14 protein-coding genes, 2 tRNA genes and 1 pseudogene are annotated in these 16,667 nt (G+C 54.1%); 13 read left to right on the top strand and 4 right to left on the bottom strand.

Annotated features, from left to right (window positions below; genetic code table 11):
- Positions 1 to 332: 332 nt before the first annotated feature.
- Both CCB157_RS00330 and CCB157_RS00325 read left to right on the top strand, forming a co-directional pair.
- Positions 333 to 2,924 (top strand): ABC transporter permease, encoded by a 2,592-nt coding sequence (locus tag CCB157_RS00330; protein WP_158077147.1) that lies wholly within the window; start codon positions 333 to 335, stop codon positions 2,922 to 2,924.
- Positions 2,925 to 3,337: 413 nt separating this feature from the next.
- Positions 3,338 to 3,416 (top strand) — tRNA-Arg (locus CCB157_RS00325).
- 177 nt (positions 3,417 to 3,593) lie between these two features.
- Here CCB157_RS00325 and CCB157_RS00320 read toward each other — a convergent pair.
- Complete coding sequence (locus tag CCB157_RS00320) at positions 3,594 to 3,815, bottom strand: hypothetical protein (protein WP_077613930.1); 222 nt, start codon at positions 3,813 to 3,815, stop codon at positions 3,594 to 3,596.
- 17 nt (positions 3,816 to 3,832) lie between these two features.
- Positions 3,833 to 4,318 (bottom strand): hypothetical protein, encoded by a 486-nt coding sequence (locus tag CCB157_RS00315; protein ID WP_077613929.1) that lies wholly within the window; start codon positions 4,316 to 4,318, stop codon positions 3,833 to 3,835.
- A 362-nt stretch (positions 4,319 to 4,680) separates the two neighbouring features.
- On the opposite strand from CCB157_RS00315, the gene CCB157_RS00310 reads away from it, so the two are divergent.
- From CCB157_RS00310 to eno, 10 genes and pseudogenes are all read left to right on the top strand, one after another.
- Positions 4,681 to 4,759, top strand: a tRNA-Arg gene (locus CCB157_RS00310).
- A gap of 144 nt (positions 4,760 to 4,903) precedes the next feature.
- The gene (locus CCB157_RS00305) at positions 4,904 to 5,431 is read left to right on the top strand and encodes a GrpB family protein (protein ID WP_077613928.1); all 528 of its coding nucleotides are present in this window, start codon (positions 4,904 to 4,906) and stop codon (positions 5,429 to 5,431) included.
- Between the two features lie 556 nt (positions 5,432 to 5,987).
- Positions 5,988 to 6,989: a magnesium transporter CorA family protein gene (locus CCB157_RS00295; protein WP_077613926.1), complete on the top strand. Its 1,002-nt coding sequence runs from the start codon at positions 5,988 to 5,990 to the stop codon at positions 6,987 to 6,989.
- A 173-nt stretch (positions 6,990 to 7,162) separates the two neighbouring features.
- Positions 7,163 to 7,414: a glutaredoxin family protein gene (locus CCB157_RS00290; RefSeq protein WP_238594539.1), complete on the top strand. Its 252-nt coding sequence runs from the start codon at positions 7,163 to 7,165 to the stop codon at positions 7,412 to 7,414.
- A gap of 369 nt (positions 7,415 to 7,783) precedes the next feature.
- The gene (locus CCB157_RS00285; protein ID WP_077613925.1) at positions 7,784 to 8,809 is read left to right on the top strand and encodes a sugar-binding transcriptional regulator; all 1,026 of its coding nucleotides are present in this window, start codon (positions 7,784 to 7,786) and stop codon (positions 8,807 to 8,809) included.
- Between the two features lie 24 nt (positions 8,810 to 8,833).
- Complete coding sequence (locus CCB157_RS00280) at positions 8,834 to 9,841, top strand: ArsJ-associated glyceraldehyde-3-phosphate dehydrogenase (RefSeq protein ID WP_077613924.1); 1,008 nt, start codon at positions 8,834 to 8,836, stop codon at positions 9,839 to 9,841.
- A gap of 149 nt (positions 9,842 to 9,990) precedes the next feature.
- Positions 9,991 to 11,182 (top strand): annotated as a pseudogene (locus CCB157_RS00275) (phosphoglycerate kinase).
- 55 nt (positions 11,183 to 11,237) lie between these two features.
- A complete protein-coding gene (tpiA, locus tag CCB157_RS00270) occupies positions 11,238 to 11,999 on the top strand; it encodes a triose-phosphate isomerase (RefSeq protein ID WP_077613923.1) in 762 nt (253 codons plus the stop codon).
- On the top strand, positions 11,992 to 13,530 hold the full coding sequence (gene gpmI / locus CCB157_RS00265; protein ID WP_077613922.1) for a 2,3-bisphosphoglycerate-independent phosphoglycerate mutase: 1,539 nt from the start codon (positions 11,992 to 11,994) through the stop codon (positions 13,528 to 13,530). The genes tpiA and gpmI overlap by 8 nt, the downstream gene beginning before the upstream one ends.
- Before the next feature lie 23 nt (positions 13,531 to 13,553).
- Positions 13,554 to 14,843 carry a phosphopyruvate hydratase gene (eno, locus tag CCB157_RS00260; protein WP_077613921.1) on the top strand — a complete coding sequence of 430 codons (1,290 nt, stop codon included), beginning with the start codon at positions 13,554 to 13,556 and terminating at the stop codon, positions 14,841 to 14,843.
- 174 nt (positions 14,844 to 15,017) lie between these two features.
- Here eno and CCB157_RS17800 read toward each other — a convergent pair whose 3' ends face one another.
- Together CCB157_RS17800 and CCB157_RS00250 are read right to left on the bottom strand one after the other, a co-directional pair.
- Positions 15,018 to 15,353 (bottom strand): hypothetical protein, encoded by a 336-nt coding sequence (locus tag CCB157_RS17800; RefSeq protein ID WP_077613920.1) that lies wholly within the window; start codon positions 15,351 to 15,353, stop codon positions 15,018 to 15,020.
- 216 nt (positions 15,354 to 15,569) lie between these two features.
- Positions 15,570 to 16,175 (bottom strand): hypothetical protein, encoded by a 606-nt coding sequence (locus CCB157_RS00250; protein WP_077613919.1) that lies wholly within the window; start codon positions 16,173 to 16,175, stop codon positions 15,570 to 15,572.
- A 228-nt stretch (positions 16,176 to 16,403) separates the two neighbouring features.
- On the opposite strand from CCB157_RS00250, the gene secG reads away from it, so the two are divergent.
- Positions 16,404 to 16,634 carry a preprotein translocase subunit SecG gene (gene secG, locus CCB157_RS00245; RefSeq protein ID WP_077614060.1) on the top strand — a complete coding sequence of 77 codons (231 nt, stop codon included), beginning with the start codon at positions 16,404 to 16,406 and terminating at the stop codon, positions 16,632 to 16,634.
- Positions 16,635 to 16,667: the final 33 nt, after the last annotated feature.

Raw genomic sequence — 16,667 nt, 5'->3', positions numbered from 1 at the left:
AAAATGATGAACAAATCTCTTTCGGTGAATTTATGAGTCATCTCCTATCGGCCGAATCGTTCAAATTTTGACCCGACTTGAAAAAGGATTAGATCCTGTTCATCATTCTCTTGTTACGTGGCGGATGCGTGTCCGTTGCCCTCAGCTGAAAGACAAGCGTAAGCTCCTTTCACTATTCGGGGACGAAATCGAATGATAAAGACTCGGAATCCAATTTGAAACAATGGACGAAACGACTAAAACAATATAAATGCTTCGCGCTTATTAAAATCAGAATATTCTATATAAAAGGTAAAATGCGGTTTTCTCTTGCGGGGGAGGGGGAGATCAGCGTGCTCAGGTTCATATTCCGAAACTGGCGGCGGCACAAAGAACGCTTTCTATTGCTCGTCATCGGCGCTTTCATCATCAGCGCGGGATTAAGCTACATGCTCGGCTTGTCGGAAACGAATAAAGGCACGATCATCGACAGTTTGCAAAAACGATGGAGAGCCCCGTACGATATCGTCGTTCGCCCGAAAGGCAGCCAAAGCGTTACGGAATCGAAGCGGTTGCTCGAACCGAATTATTTGAGTGAAATTCCGGGCGGCATCAGCCTTTCCCAATATGACCAAATCAAAAAGATGAAGGACGTTAAAGTGGCGGCCCCGATCGCCATGATTGGCTATCTCAGCTACGGCGTCGTCTTTCAAAACTTCCTCCCGAAAGAGCCGGGCGTCTATCGCATCGATCAAATCGAGGAAAGCAACGACGGTGCCACAACCAGTCGAAATGAAACGCATTTTTATTTTTCCGTGGGCTGGACGCCGTCCTCCATTGAAGATTCGCGAAAAACGGGACTGATCGTCTTTGACGGAAAATTGCAGGGCAGCAAAACCGTTTTGGTCGCGGGAATCGATCCTGTTCAAGAAGCGAAGCTGGTCGGCCTGAGCCACGCGATCATGAAAGACGGGCTGAGCCGATATTTGGATGAAGAGGATCCGGTGGAGCGCTTGAAAGACGAGTATAACGAGCGGATCCGCATCCCCGTCCTGATCAGCAATCACGATTTTGGCGATGAAGCGATCGTCTATCGGTTCGAAAAACTTTCGCTTCCATTTGCCACGCCGCGGCAAGTCGAGCAAACGATCCAATCGATCGCCGACAAAGGCGGCGAAAAATATTTGGAAACCGTGAAAGGGGAGCCCGTCAAAACCATTAAAAGGACGTCCCATCAAATTCACGAAGACGTCATAAAAAGTTTGGCCGGCGTCGATCCAAAAACCGGAAAGAAAGCGTTGCGCACCATGAATGTTGATCTGGACAGCTTTCTCGCCGTCAAACCGAGCGCCATCGAATATACCGCTGTTCAAAGCCCTTTTCCCGATCATTGGAAGTTTGCTTATAACATCCTGCCGCATAAGACTCGGTCCCCGCTGTTTCCATACGGCTATCGCAAGCCGAACGTGGTGGACCCGGATTCCAGTCCCATTGTAAGCGCGGATTGGGTCGGATTTTATGACCCAACCCAATTGCGTTTGCCGAAAGATCCGTTGACCGAATTGCCGATGCAAACGTATCGTCCCCCGACGGCGGAATGGGTGCTCAATGCGAAAAATCAGCCGATCAATCCGCCCAAAAAGGTGGTGGCCACGTCCAATCCCTTTGGCTTTATCACCCAGCCGCCCGCCATGTTGACGACGCTGAAAGCGGCCGCGGCGCTCTCCGGCGATAAACCGATCTCGGCGATCCGCATCAAGGTGGCCGGAGTGAATGAGTTGAATGAAAAGAGCCAATCCAAGCTGGAAAAAGTGGCGAAGGAAATTGAAAAGCGGACGGGTCTGGCCGCGGACATTACGCTCGGCTCGTCGCCGCAACCAGCCATCGTCCATGTACCAAAGGCGGGCAATCAGCCCGAAATCGGTTGGATCGAAGAACTGTGGGTGCGGCTCGGCGCATCGTTTACGATTTTCACACAAACGCGTTTGGGCTTTACGGGAATCATTTTGGCCGTCATTCTCGTCGCGATCGCCTATGTCTTTGCGACGCACTTCGTTTCCCTTTTGGCAAGGCGCAAGCAATTTGCGGTTTTGCTGGCGATCGGGTGGAGGCCGGGCAACCTGATGAAAATGGTGTTCTTGGAATCGATGATCATCGGGCTGTTTGTCGCCGTGCTTTCCTTTTTGATCGAGGGTTGGATCGTTTTCCGCCATGCTTCCGTGCTCTCGCCGTGGCGCGCCTGTATCGTCGGCGGCCTCGGATTTCTCATTTACTTTTTGGGCGCGATCGGTCCGGCGCTCCTCATCCGGCGTATCAACCCGAATGAAGCGATAAAAAGCGGGGAAATCCGCGCGGCCGGCCGCCGCGTCGTCAAAGCGCGCGGACCGTTCACCATGGCGTGGAATGCGCTCGCGGGAAAACTATACCGGAATGTCCTGTCGGTCATGGCGATCGCCGTGCCGACGATGCTGTTGACTTTGTTCTTGTTCGTCACGTTTCAACTCAAGGGCACGCTCTATACGACTTGGCTCGGCCAATACGTCGCGCTCCAGGTCGGTCCCGCCCACTATATTGCGATGGGCGTCGCGTTGGGCATCGCCGTGTTGACGACGGCGGAAATCATGTGGCAAAACGTTTCCGAACGGTATGGAGAACTCGCGTTGTTGAAGGCGGTCGGCTGGCGGGACGGCCGCGTTGGGCTATGGGTCGTGTATGAAGGCTTTTTCGTCGGCGTGCTTTCGGGCCTCGTCGGCTTGCTTCTTGCGCTCGCCCTGATTTTCTTCCTTTACCATCGCTTCCCGTACGGGGAATTGTGGTTCATTTTGCTTACCGGCTTGATCCCTGTGACGGTCGGCGTTTTGGCGTCGCTCATTCCCGCGGGCAAAGCCATGCGCGTTCCGCCCGTACAAGGCATGAGCGGCCCGTATCATCACATGAAGGGTTGAATGGCCTCCATGTGATTGAAGGGATGAGATACGGTCCATGTGTTTTCATAGCCTTAGAGACAGGGGATTTTCACCCGGGGCGCTGTCGAATTCTATAGAAAAACAAACGGCCGCGTCCGATCGCTGCCGCATTTTATAGAAAACCGAACTCTGAATTGAATAAAGCCGGTTGGCAACGGCGGAGATCCCCCGCCGTTTTTTCATGGCCTCATTGCCCGATCCAATCGATAAAACTAAAATAAGGGCAAGCGTCCTGATCCGGCGGGAAGGATTGGTTTTCGTTCAATGGCTCCGAAAATCCAGCCTATAAGACTTCGATTCTCCTAATATAGGCTTCATGAAATGATGAGAATGTCTTGAGTATATTCCAGTTTTGTTGTATAATCATTCGTGTCTCGAACATAGAACAATATGCGCCCGTAGCTCAGTTGGATAGAGCGGTGGATTCCGGTTCCACGTCTTGCAGGGGTTCGAGTCCTCTCGGGCGCGCCATATTCATGCGAAAGACAAGCCGATTGACGCGAAGGGGACCTTCCGCCTCAAGTCAGGCGCCGGCGGAGGACCTAGCAGCGGGTCGGCTTTTTTGTTTTTGTCGCCATCATAGCAGCTCGTGGTTACATCGCAAGTCCGCTGCGGCGGTTGATGTGGCCGGAGATCGATGGAAGGAAGTCAGTCGTCGGCGGATGCTTCGCGCTCGTCTCGGGCATTGATGAAAAAGGCGCTTCGCTGCAGCCGGTTTTCGATGCCGTTGATCTCCCCAAAGCCGTCATTTTGGGACCGGACAGAGCGCCGGCCGCGTTCTGCGTTGTGCTCGCTGTAAAAAAGACCGCTTGCGCGGGCGAATTCTTCGATGGTTAAGTTTTTTATCCGGAAAGTCGCCAAGGTGATCACTTCCTCCCCTCTTTGGTTTATCGGGCGTAAGCCGTAGATTGGGTGATCGGCGCGTCGACGGCGTCGTTGTCTTGAATGACCGTTTGGTTATGCAGTGTGTATTGGATTCCCGTTTGTGAGCCGAGGCCGGTGTTGCTTTTGCCGTGCGCGCTCCAACCGTTTTGATCCGTTTCCCCGACGGAGACGGAAGCGCTGCGATCCAAGCTGTTGACATTGATATCGCGAAAATGGATGTCGGCCTGTGCATTTTCTTCTTTCTGAATGTAAAAAGTATGTTGGTCGGTGATGGGCGAATCGATGAAGTCATCGTCCTTAATTATCGTTACACATTGGGAGACGGATGTATGACTGAAAGATCCCAGCCCGTTGTTTTCCTTGCTCATGGTGCTCCAACCGTTGGCTTGGACAGAGGCGCCGATAAAAATGCCCGAATTCGTTTCAATCGAATTGACGGAAATGTCGCCAAAGGCGATGTGGGACGGATCGATGGATTTCGTTTTCAAAAACCTCGCCCCCTTCTTATAGATGAAAGTTTTACGGGTCGATCCGGGTAGGCTTCTTCTCAATGTATGCGAAGCGGGGCGCGGGCGTCATAAGACAGGACGTGCCACCCACCCGGTCGAAAAACACGGCTGCCGGTAGACGCGCTTTCGGACGGGGAGACGGTTTGCGCCGAGTAAGGACGCTCAGCATTACAAAATTTCGGAAAACCATTTAGCCAAACCATCACAAAATGAAATGCCCGATCCGTTGACAATCCGTGACTCGACGTCGTATAATAGGCAATGCGTTTTTGTATGCGTTGGTGGTCTTTCTGAAAGACCCGCAGCCCACGCAAAGTTTAAGCCGTTTTTGACAAGATCATGCGCCCGTAGCTCAGTTGGATAGAGCGGTGGATTCCGGTTCCACGTCTTGCAGGGGTTCGAGTCCTCTCGGGCGCGCCATACAACACCGAGTTCAGTCATCCAGGGATTGGCGTTGTTCGCTGATCCCTTTGTTGTTGCATAAATTTCCTTTGAACGATCTGAAACGGAGCGATGGACGGCCGTTTGGGTCGAGGATGAAACGTCGGAATGAGGTGGTAAGCGATACGGAAAGTGACGGTGTCTCCGTATAACCAACAATGGGCGGCCATGTTTGCAGAAGAGGCTGAAGTGTTGCGCGGGATTTTCGGACCCGAAATCGTGGCGATTCACCATATCGGCAGCACCTCTGTGCCCGGATTGGCGGCGAAACCGATCATAGACATCCTGCCCGTCGTGCGCGACATCGGACGGATCGACGTATATAATGCGAAAATGGCGGCTGCCGGCTATGAACCGAAAGGGGAGAACGGGATCCCCGGGCGCCGATATTTTCAAAAAGGCGGCGACCAGCGAACGCACCATGTGCACGTTTTCCAGGTCGGAAGTCCGGAAATCGAACGGCATTTGGCCTTTCGTGACTATTTAAAAGCCCATCCGGACGAAGCGAAAGCCTATGGTGAGTTAAAAGCGCGGCTCGCCGAACGTTATCCTTACGATATTGAGTCCTACATAAAAGGCAAAGAACAACGGGTGCGGGAAATCGAGCGGCGCGCCGTTCGCTGGTATCGGGAAGTTTTCCTCGGGAAATGAGGCGGGCGGACGTCAAGAAAGCGATCGATGCCCGGCGCGCGCCGTGTTTTCTTCATAAAGATTTTACTTTCGCGTTACTCGGATTTAAAAATGGATGGGTAAGATAAAGACAGAAATGACCTCCCCCTTTTTCAAGCCTTGGTTTCAAGGCGTTTTTTTTTTATGCGTTTTTGTTGCGGCGTTTGCGGATCGCGCTCCCGTCTCATTACGGTTTGAAGCCGGTTTGGCCGGTGCGCTTGCGCGGTTTGGCGCCGTGAATCGCCCCTGGTATGAAATTTGTCTCTGGAAAATCTGCGTTTAAGGTGCGCGCGTGGGCCGCGGATTTTTAAAAAAAGGTTTGTTTTCTTGCGCCTCGCAGGGTAATATTAAGTGTGCAAGAAATCGGAAGATGAAGGAGGAGATAGCGAACATGAGCACCGATAGTGCGTCGAGTCCCGATCCCCAGAATAGCCAAAGCGGGAGAGGCGCGTTCGCCATGCGCGACGGGCTTCATGTCGTTATCACCTTCGGAAAGGAACGCGTTCTCTCCCGCGCATAGCGAGGAGGTGTATGCGCGTTGATTGACATCTATTTGACAACCATGGACGGTGAATTTTTGAAAATCGACGATGTTCGGAAAGGGTGCTGGATCAACCTGATCAACCCGACCGAACAGGAAATTCGCCAAGTCGTTGATCTCACCGGCATACCGTACGATTTCATCAAAGACCCGTTGGACGATGATGAACGGTCGCGGATTGAAAAAGAAGGGGAATATGTTTTAACGATCGTGGATATTCCCATTTTGGTGCACGATGAGCAGGAATCCGCGCTTTACGATACCATTCCGCTCGGCATCATCGCAACGGATCGCTATTTCGTCACGGTTTGCCTGGAAGATAACCCGATTATTCGGCAGTTTGCCAAAAACCGCGTCAAAAACTTCTTTACCTTTAAAAAAACGCGCTTTACTTTGCAAATCCTATACGTGATGGCAACGTATTACTTGAAATATTTGCGGCAGATCGACCGCCGCACCAATGAGATCGAACGCGAATTGCACCAGTCGATGAAGAATAAAGAACTTTTCTCCTTGCTGAGCTTGGAGAAAACGCTCGTTTATTTTATGACATCCTTGAAGGCCAATAACGTCGTGATGGAGAAGATGCTCAAGCTCAATTATTATAAAATGTACGAAGACGATCAGGATTTGCTCGATGACGTCATCATCGAAACGAAGCAGGCGATCGAAATGGCGGAAGTTTACAGCAACATTTTGAACGGATTGATGGATACGTTCGCGTCGGTCATTTCCAATAACGTCAACATCGTCATGAAGTTTTTGACAGCGGTCACGATCGTGCTCGCCTTGCCGACGATGGTCGCCAGTTTTTATGGCATGAACGTTAAAATACCCGGAGAGGATTCGCCGCACGCGTATCTTATCCCGCTTCTCTTATCGGCGACACTTTCCATCGTGACGATGGTTATTTTTTGGAAGAAAAATATTTTTGAACGTCCCGGGACAATGGATGGTTTTAGCGGGGCCCGAAGAGGATTCTTCGGGTCCATTCTGTAAGCAATTTAAGGTCAAGCAACTGGGCCTCGAATCGCCTAACGTTTCTTTGCGACTATTTTGTAGGAACCGCTTATTCCGGTGCCGTGAATAGGGACGGGCCGCCGCGTATTGAGGGCGAACAAAATGAAAACGGTTTAGACGGGGCATCTTGAAAAGATGGGAGGTGCGGTGCGGTGGGCGGAATCACGTTATACGTCCGGGATCGCTGCCCGCTGTGCGAGGAAGCGAGGCTTGCCCTCGAACTCGTCTGTCAAGAATTGGGCGCCACTTTCCGGGAAATCGACATCGAATCCGATGATCGCTTGCTGGAAAAATACCAATTGATGATTCCGGTTGTGGAGGTCGACGGCGACGTCCTGATGTACGGGCGCGTCACGTATACCGGATTGCTCGACCGTTTGAACGGCAAAGGACGAACGGGCTGACTTTGCTCGTTCGCTTTTTTTTTTGCCGTCATTTTCAGCCGGCAACGCCGTCCTGTCCGATAAAAGCGTGAAGATGGAAAGATCGGTGGCTTCCCTTTTGGCGGTCCGGGAATGCCCGCTGATTGTCCGACGCGCTCTTTTTTCTTGAAGAAAAGCGGCTTGACGCTACACCGTTATTATTGAGAAAATGGCGGGCGCCGCCAGCAGTTTGCTTAAGCATAGAGGGGATCCAAACCGGCGCATAATACAAAGGGATGCGCTGAAAATAATCCTTGATTACGGGCGGCTTGATCTGTTAAAATGAAGACGTAAAGACCGGGACTCAAAATGACTATGCGGGACATTTTAGGTCCCAGCAGGGTGGATGGCGTGGAAAATCTGCTTAATCTGCAAAAAAAGTTAATACCCGATGTGTTGGAAGTCATGACCAAGCGATATCGCATCTTGCGGGCGATCCAGGCCATGGAACCCATCGGACGGCGCGCCTTGTCCGCCCACCTCGGCATGACGGAACGCGTTCTGCGCGGCGAGGTGTTGTTCCTCACGGATCAAGGATTGATCGAGATCGCGTCGGTCGGCATGCGCCTGTCGCCGGACGGCCGGCGGACGCTTCAAGCGCTCGAAGCGGCGATGAACGATGTATCAGGTCTTTCTCAGTTGGAGAAACAATTAAAGACCATTTTGGACATTTCCCGAGTCATCGTGTTGCCCGGGGACAGCGATATCGAAGAATGGGTAAAAAACGAAATGGGTTTGGCGTGCGCCAGGGTGTTGGAAGAGTACGTGAAACCCGACAGCATCATTGCCGTCACGGGCGGGACGACCTTGGCGGCGGTAGCAGACATGATGCGCCCGTTCAAGAAAGCCGTCCACCCGCTATTTGTGTCGGCAAGAGGCGGCCTTGGGGAAAGCGTGGAAAACCAGGCGAACACCATTTGCGCCAAGATGGCGGAGAAGACGTCCGGCCGCAACCGCCTGTTGCACGTGCCCGATCCGCTGAGCGAAGAGTCCTATCAGTCCCTGATCGAGGAGCCTTCGATCCGTGAGGTCATCGGTTTGATCCGCGCGTCCGATATCGTCATCCACGGCATCGGCGACGCGAGGACGATGGCGACACGGAGGCGGGCCGATGAAGAGACGTGGGAAATCATCGAGCGCGAACAGGCGGTGGCCGAAGCTTTTGGCTACTATTTTGACGGGGAAGGCCGGATCGTCCATAAGGTGAAAACGATCGGCCTGCAGCTGGAAGATCTTTACGACAGCCGCACCGTCATCGCCGTCGCCGGAGGTTCATCAAAGGGACGGGCGATTGAAGCCTATTTCAAGCGGGGACCCGATTCCGTTTTAATCACGGATGAAGGCGCCGCAAAACAAATCATTCAACATCACGCCTAAAACTTTTTCAAGGGGGAATTTCACATGACGGTTAAAGTTGGTATCAACGGTTTTGGACGAATCGGCCGTAACGTTTTTCGCGCTGCGCTGGACCATCCGGAAGTTGAAATCGTCGCGGTCAACGACTTGACCGACGCGAAAATGCTCGCTCACCTCTTGCAATACGACTCCGTGCACGGCAAATTGCCGGCCGAAGTCGGCGTCGACGGCAACGACCTCGTCGTCAACGGCAAAAAAGTGAAAGTTTTGTCCGAACGCGATCCGGCGCAACTCGGTTGGGGCGATCTCGGCGTCGATATCGTCGTCGAATCGACCGGTCGCTTTACAGCTCGCAAAGACGCCGCTAAACACCTGGAAGCCGGTGCCAAAAAAGTCGTCATTTCCGCTCCGGCGAAAGAAGAAGACATTACGATCGTCATGGGCGTCAATGAAGACAAATACAATCCGGCTGAACACCATGTCATCTCCAACGCGTCCTGCACGACCAACTGCTTGGCGCCGATGGCGAAAGTCATCCATGAAAAATTCGGCATCCGCCGCGGCTTGATGACGACGGTTCACTCCTACACGAACGACCAACAAATTCTTGACTTGCCGCATAAAGACTATCGTCGTGCCCGCGCTGCCGCTCAAAGCATCATCCCGACGACGACGGGTGCCGCCAAAGCGGTCGCTCTTGTCCTGCCGGAACTCAAAGGCAAACTGAACGGCATGGCGATGCGCGTGCCGACGCCGAACGTGTCCATCGTTGACCTCGTCGCCGAATTGGAAAAAGAAGTGACGGTTGAAGAAATCAACGCGGCGCTCAAAGAAGCGGCTGAAGGCGAACTGAAAGGCATTCTCGGTTACAGCGAAGAACCGCTCGTATCCCGGGACTACAACGGCAACCGTCTCTCCTCCATCGTTGACGCGCTTTCGACCATGGTCATCGAAGGCAGCCTGGTTAAAGTCGTTTCTTGGTACGACAACGAAACCGGCTATTCCAACCGCGTCGTCGATCTCGTCAAATACATCGCTGAAAAAGGTTTATAATAATCTGGAGAAGAAAGAGGAGACCGAACGCCTCCTCTTTCTTCTGTCCGCAACCCGTTCACGCGCCGTCGCCCGCCATACATATAGCCGGCGGCGGGCGCGGTTTCTAAAGACGGCCGTTGCCGGTTGTCATAAAGGAGGAGTCAAAGATGCAAAAACTTTCGATCCGCGACATCGATCTGAAAGACAAAACCGTGTTTTGCCGCGTCGATTTCAACGTCCCGCTCAGCGGCGGACAAATCACGGATGATACTCGGATTCGCGCTGCCGTCCCGACCATTCAATATTTGATCGATCACGGCGCGAAAGTGATCTTGGCTAGCCACCTCGGACGCCCGAAAGGCGAAGTCAAAGACGAGCTCAGGCTCGATCCCGTCGCCAACCGCCTGAGCGAGTTGCTCGGACGTCCCGTCACTAAAACAAATGAGGTCATCGGTCCGGAAGTGGAAGCGGCCGCGCGGGCACTCAAGCCCGGCGATGTGTTGCTCCTCGAAAACGTCCGCTTCCTGCCCGGCGAAGAGAAAAACGATCCGGAACTCGCCAAAGCCTTTGCCGCTCTCGCCGATGTTTACGTCAATGATGCGTTCGGCGCCGCCCATCGCGCGCACGCGTCGACCGAAGGCATCGCGCATCACTTGAAACCCGCGGTCAGCGGTCTGCTGCTTGAAAAAGAGCTGCGCGTGCTCGGCGAAGCCCTTGAAAATCCGAAGCGCCCGTTTACGGCGATCATCGGCGGTGCGAAAGTGAAAGACAAAATCGGCGTCATTTCCAACCTCTTGAACAAAGTCGACAACCTCATCGTCGGCGGCGGGCTCGCTTATACGTTCATCAAAGCGAAAGGCCTTGAGATCGGCCGCTCCCTCCTCGATGAAGAGCATATCGACCTCGCGAAAGAATTCATGAAGACGGCCGAAGAAAAAGGCGTCAAATTCTACACGCCGGTCGATGCCGTCGTGGCCGACGATTTTTCCGAACAAGCGAACAAAAAAAGTCGTGCCGATCGACGCCATTCCCGCCGATTGGGAGGCGCTGGACATCGGGCCGGAAACCGTCAAGCTGTACGCCGACGTCATTCGCGGGTCGAAGCTCGTCGTCTGGAACGGGCCGATGGGCGTCTTCGAAATGGACGCGTTTGCCAACGGAACGAAAGGCGTCGCCGAAGCGCTGGCTGACTCGAAAGACACGCTTTCGATCATCGGCGGCGGCGATTCGGCAGCGGCCGTTGAAAAGTTCGGCCTGGCGGACCGCATGGATCACATTTCGACCGGCGGCGGCGCTTCGCTGGAACTCATGGAAGGCAAAATTTTGCCCGGCGTCGCCGTGCTGACCGACAAAGCGTAATGCCTGTTTCAGGTGGAATCCGGTGAGGCGACGAAAAAGAAAGGAAGGGATCGCGATGCCGAAACCGATCATTGCGGCCAACTGGAAGATGAACAAAACGCTCGGCGAAGCGGTGCAGTTTATGGAGGCCATTAAGGAATCGCTGCCTCCGGTCGAACAAGTCGACGCGGTCATCTGTGCGCCGCATCTTTTCCTGGAACGTTTGACGAAGGCCGCCGAAGGCCTTCCGGTCGAGATCGGCGCCCAAAACATGTACTTTGAAGAAAGCGGCGCATTTACCGGTGAAGTCAGCCCGGTGATGTTGAAAGATTTGGGCGTGGCTTATGTCATCGTCGGCCATTCTGAACGGCGGACGATCTTCGGCGAAACCGACGAATGGGTCAATAAAAAAGTGCGCGCCGCGCTCGCGCATGGTTTGAAACCGATCCTTTGCGTCGGCGAAACGCTGGAAGAACGCGAAAGCGGCCGCACGAACGATGTGGTCAAAACCCAAGTGACGCTGGCGTTAAAAGACGTTACGGCCGAAGAAGCGAAAAACGTGGTCATCGCTTATGAACCGGTCTGGGCGATCGGCACGGGCAAAACCGCGTCGTCGCAAGACGCCAATAGCGTTGCCCGCTTCATACGTGAAACCGTCCGCGATCTGTATGATCCGGCGACGGCCGATGCCGTCCGCATCCAATACGGCGGCAGCGTGAAGCCGGATAACATTAAGGAACTGCTCGCGGAATCCGATATCGACGGCGCCCTCGTCGGCGGAGCGAGCTTGGATCCGGCGTCCTTCTTGAAACTATTGGAGGCGACCCGCAATGAGTAAAAAACCGCGCGCTTTGATCATCCTCGACGGATTCGGCCTGCGTGACGAAACGTACGGCAATGCCGTCGCACAGGCGAAAACGCCGAATTTTGACCGCTACTGGAACGAATATCCGCACGCGACGCTGCGCGCCGACGGCCGGGCGGTGGGGTTGCCCGACGGCCAAATGGGCAACTCCGAAGTCGGCCATTTGAATATCGGTGCCGGCCGCATCGTCTATCAAAGCCTGACGCGCGTAAACTTGGCCATCGAAAAAGGCGAGTTTTTCGAAAACGAAACGTTTCTTGAAGCGATGCGCCTGGTGAAGGAGCGCGGCACGCAGCTCCATATCTTCGGCCTGCTTTCCGACGGCGGCATCCACAGTCACATTGATCACATGTTCGCCTTGCTCAAGCTCGCCGCCCGGGAGAACGTCAAAAACGTCTACATCCACGGCTTCCTCGATGGCCGAGATGTCGGACCGCAAACCGCCAAAATTTACATCAAACAGACGCTGGAAAAAATCAAAGAGTACGGCGTCGGCCGCATCGCGACGCTGTCGGGGCGCTACTATGCGATGGACCGCGACAACCGCTGGGATCGCATCGAAAAGGCGTATCGCGCCATGGTCTACGCCGAAGGGCCGGACTACACCGATCCGCTCGCCGCGATCGACGATTCCTATGCCCAAGAAATCTACGACGAGTTCGTCATCCCTTCGGTGATGAAAAACGAAGACGGTTCGCCGGTCGCGACGATCAAAGACGGCGATGCCATCATCTTTTTCAACTTCCGTCCCGACCGGGCGATCCAAATTTCCCGCGTGTTCACGAACGAAGATTTCCGGGAATTTGATCGCGGGCCGAAATTCCCGCGTGACATTCATTTCGTCTGCCTGACCCATTTCAGCGAAACGGTCAACGGCACGGTCGCTTTCAAACCGACGAACTTGGACAATACGTGCGGTGAAGTGCTTTCGCAGAACGGTTTAAAACAATTGCGCATCGCCGAAACGGAGAAATATCCGCATGTGACGTTCTTCTTCAGCGGCGGCCGCGAGGAACCGTTCCCCGGCGAAGAACGCATTCTCATCCATTCGCCGAAAGTCGCGACCTACGATCTGAAGCCGGAAATGAGCGCGTACGAAGTCACGGATGCGTTGCTCAAGGAAATTGCCGCCGACAAGTTTGACGTGATCATCCTAAACTTCGCCAACCCGGACATGGTCGGCCATTCGGGCAAACTTGAACCGACGATCAAAGCGGTCGAAGCGGTCGATGAATGCCTCGGCAAAGTGGTCGACGCGATCCTTGAAAAAGGCGGCGAAGCGATCATCACCGCCGACCACGGCAACGCGGATGAAGTCTTGACGCCCGATGGCAAGCCGCAGACGGCGCACACGACGAGTCCGGTCCCGGTCATCGTGACGCGGAAAGGCATTGAATTGCGCACAGACGGCATTCTCGGCGATCTGGCGCCCACCTTGCTCGATTTGCTAAACGTGAAACAACCGGAAGAAATGACCGGTAAAACGCTGATCAAACATGAATAGATTCAGGAAATGGAGTGAATCTTATGTCCATCATCGCTGATGTTTATGCCCGTGAAGTCCTTGATTCCCGCGGAAACCCCACGGTCGAGGTCGAAGTCACCCTCGAATCCGGTGCCGTCGGACGGGCCCTCGTTCCGAGCGGCGCGTCGACGGGCGAATATGAAGCCGTCGAATTGCGCGACGGTGACAAAAACCGTTATTTGGGCAAAGGCGTGCTCAAAGCGGTGGAAAACGTCAATAATGTCATCGGTCCGGAACTTATCGGCTATGATGCCCTTGATCAAGTCGCCGTCGACAAAGCCTTGATCGCGCTGGACGGCACGGAAAACAAAGGCAAATTGGGCGCTAACGCCATCCTCGGCGTTTCGATGGCTACCGCCCGTGCCGCTGCCGATTATCTCGACATCCCGCTTTACCGTTACCTCGGCGGTTTTGCCGGCAAAACGCTGCCGACGCCGATGATGAACATTTTGAACGGCGGCGCTCACGCTGACAACAACGTCGACTTCCAAGAATTCATGATCATGCCCGTCGGTGCGGAGAGCTTCCGCGAAGCGCTGCGCATGGGCGCGGAAATCTTCCACAATCTGAAAAAGGTGCTCAAAGATAAAGGGTTGAACACCGCGGTCGGCGACGAAGGCGGCTTTGCGCCCAACCTGTCTTCGAACGAAGAAGCCATTCAAACGATCCTCGAAGCCATTGAAAAAGCGGGCTACAAACCGGGCGAACAAGTGAAAATCGCGCTTGACGTCGCGTCGTCCGAGCTTTACAAAGATGGAAAATACCATCTCAAAGGCGAAGGCGTCGTCAAAACATCGGAAGAAATGATCGAGTTTTACCGCAGCCTTCTCGACAAATACCCGATCATCTCCATTGAAGACGGCCTCGATGAAAACGATTGGGAAGGCTGGCAAAAGTTGACGAAAGAGCTCGGCCACCGCGTCCAATTGGTCGGCGATGATCTCTTCGTCACCAATACGAAAAAATTGGCTCAAGGCATTGAAAAAGGCGTCGGCAACGCGATTCTCATCAAAGTGAACCAAATCGGCACGCTCACGGAAACGTTTGAAGCGATCGAAATGGCGAAACGCGCCGGTTATACGGCGATCATCTCCCACCGTTCGGGCGAAACCGAAGACACGACGATTGCGGACATCGCGGTCGCCACGAACGCTGGTCAAATTAAAACCGGCGCGCCGTCCCGTACGGACCGGGTCGCGAAGTACAACCAATTGCTCCGCATCGAAGACGGTCTCGGCGACCAAGCGGTTTATGCGGGCAAAACCGCCTTCTACAACCTGAAAAACATCTGAAACATTTGATGGCAATAGAAAAAAGCGGTCCTTCTGCGGGAGGGCCGCTTTTTTCAATTCGTTTTCTCAAAAGAACGGGACGGCGAAAATGAAAAGTGGACCGCTCCATTGTCTGAGCAAAAAGAAGGCAGGCACTAAATTACGGTGAAGGCGATTCAACTCCGCTCCATGACCTTACCATAAAGCAGCGAGGCTGATTGCCGTGATGCCGACGATCCCGGCCAAGGCGACTGGAAACCCCCATCCGAAGCCCCAAAAGAAAAGTCCGGGTCCTCCCAGACCGGGGAAAAGTCCGGGTCCTCCCAGACCGGGGCCTCCTAAACCGGGTCCGCCGAAGCCCGGGCCGTCGAATCGCGCCCCGGGACCGCCGTCATCCAAAGGGCGCAACCAGACATGTTCATGGTCGACGTTTGTGATGATCCCGCGGTGAATATTGCCGTCCAACGTACGGATTTCCACGGGTCGATTCATATGGCTATGGCAAAGCGTACGAAAATGCTCAACGGACATGGTATCCCCCCTAACTATAGGTGAGTGGATTGCAATACTATTCTATGTCAATGCCGTGGATTCGAATGGGGGGGTGTCATCGGACCGATTCAAAATCCGTCATCCGGGTGAACGCGTTCGTTGTTGCCGCCTTTTCCCGCCTATTTATTAAAGCGGTCTTTGGACGGCGCCGGATGCTGGCGGCGGCAATCTTAGCCTTGCGATGTGCATTCACGTCTAGGACCTCGCGCGGATCACCACCCGGACGGGCGAAGCGCCCCCCGCTTTTGTCCGGTCCTCGGTTCGGCGCCTGCCTGTTGCGTCCGTTTTGCGGGCGTCGGGTCGGGCGCCGGAACCGGGCGCCGTTCCGGTTTTCTTTGGCTCGTCTTGATATGTGCCGCGTTCGGGCGCTGTCTTTCGCTTGGGCGGCGCGTCCGGTTGGCGCGGTTTTTCATGGCCGATCGGTTTTTCCTGCTTGCTGCTCTCACGTCCGGCGCGGGCGGATGCCGGACGGGTTGGGCGCGACGGCATATGGGGCTTGTCGGCGCGCCTTGAAGCCGCCACTTTTTTATCGGAAGGTTTGGACGTTGGATCTTGATGGACGCGGACACCGAAGTTGTTGCCGAGGTTTAATGCTCCGCTCACTTCTTTAACGTCCAATTTGTCGAATTTAAACGTCAGGTTTTCGATGACGGGGTCGCGCACGTCCAAATTTTCGATGTGGATTTCTAAAGAGGGTTCCGCTTCGACCAGTCGGGTCAACGCGTTTTCCAAAGCCGCCATTCGCTTTTCGATGTTTTTCAAGGCGTTGCGCGTTTCGGCGTTCCTTTTGAACCATTTCATGTCGCGTCCCCTCTTCGCAACGGCTGTCTACTTGATCTTATGAATCAGCGAGGCAAATTATAAGGCGGCTTGCGGCGGTGAGCGGAACGTCGGGAAACATCTGAAGGCTATGCGCTTGATGCATACCATGTTATAATTAGTTACAAATTGAAAAGGCCAAGCTTCCGACGCCGGCAAGGGCCGGCTCAGCGGCAGCGGCTTCACGGATAAACGGGAGGTGGGCACGTGCTGCACTTGATTTCAGTGATTTTGATCGTGATTGCCAGCCTGGGCATCATCGCCATCGTTCTTCTCCAATCGGGCAAGAGCGAAGGCTTATCCGGTGCGATTACCGGCGGTGCCGAGCAATTGTTCGGCAAGCAAAAGGCGCGCGGGATCGACGGGGTGTTGCTTCGCATCACCATCGTTTTCGCCGTCATCTTTTACGTCGTCGCTTTTATCCTCGCCTTCTACGCTTAAGAAGGCGGCGCGTTTCTATATCAAACGAGGACT

This window comes from Caenibacillus caldisaponilyticus (genome assembly GCF_002003465.1).
GTDB classification, from domain to species: Bacteria; Bacillota; Bacilli; order Bacillales; family Sporolactobacillaceae; genus Caenibacillus; species Caenibacillus caldisaponilyticus.
The sequence above is the reverse complement of the archived record's forward strand: the minus strand, read 5'-3'. Positions and strand labels throughout refer to the sequence as shown.

Excerpts from the sequence above, each read along its gene's own strand:
- CCB157_RS00280 (WP_077613924.1), top strand. The coding sequence starts at position 8,834 with ATGACGGTTAAAGTTGGTATCAACGGTTTTGGACGAATCGGCCGTAAC.
- CCB157_RS00250 (WP_077613919.1), bottom strand. The coding sequence starts at position 16,175 with ATGAAATGGTTCAAAAGGAACGCCGAAACGCGCAACGCCTTGAAAAAC.
- tpiA (WP_077613923.1), top strand. The coding sequence starts at position 11,238 with ATGCCGAAACCGATCATTGCGGCCAACTGGAAGATGAACAAAACGCTC.
- eno (WP_077613921.1), top strand. The coding sequence starts at position 13,554 with ATGTCCATCATCGCTGATGTTTATGCCCGTGAAGTCCTTGATTCCCGC.
- gpmI (WP_077613922.1), top strand. The coding sequence starts at position 11,992 with ATGAGTAAAAAACCGCGCGCTTTGATCATCCTCGACGGATTCGGCCTG.
- CCB157_RS17800 (WP_077613920.1), bottom strand. The coding sequence starts at position 15,353 with ATGTCCGTTGAGCATTTTCGTACGCTTTGCCATAGCCATATGAATCGA.